At 34.0% G+C, this 530-nt stretch carries 1 protein-coding gene; it reads right to left on the bottom strand.

The window, feature by feature from the left end:
* Positions 1-10 precede the first annotated feature (10 nt).
* The gene (locus DMP16_RS10775; RefSeq protein WP_143577271.1) at positions 11-499 is read right to left on the bottom strand and encodes a hypothetical protein; all 489 of its coding nucleotides are present in this window, start codon (positions 497-499) and stop codon (positions 11-13) included.
* Positions 500-530 lie beyond the last annotated feature (31 nt).

Below are 530 nucleotides of genomic sequence, written 5' to 3'. Positions count from 1 at the left end.
TTAACCTTTCTTATTGCAAACTATCTCCATCCTTAACGTCATAACTTCCTCTAATTTTTGCGTTATTCACAATTATCTCCTTTTCTTCTACACTCTCCGAGTAAGAGAAAGTTATACTAACTACTGATGGAATTTCTTTTATTGAGTCATATAAGCCTTTAAAGTAACTTACCTTTTCCTCTACACTCATTAAATCGAACGGTTTTACTTCCTTAATCTCATACTCACCATCCTTTGGCTCAGTATCATCATATCCTCCTTCCCATCCCGGGACTTTATACTCATTCACGTTTTTAAGATCTTCTAGGCGATGAGATGATGAGAAATAGAGAACACCATCTTTATAATACCTTACAGAGTAACCGTCATCCTTAAATTTAAATGATCCCATAAGCTTACCGTTTAAGAAATGTAAATAGTTGAAGGATATAACGTGTTTCCTTACCTCAGTGTATGGATATCTAGAAAAGGCGTCATACAGATTTTCCAGTTCCGCCATATCATATCATATATAATAGTTAATAATAAAC

The sequence above is a fragment of the Sulfolobus sp. B1 genome (assembly GCF_007050195.1).
In the GTDB taxonomy this organism is placed as follows: domain Archaea; phylum Thermoproteota; class Thermoprotei_A; order Sulfolobales; family Sulfolobaceae; genus Saccharolobus.
This window is presented reverse-complemented; position numbering and strand designations above follow the sequence as displayed.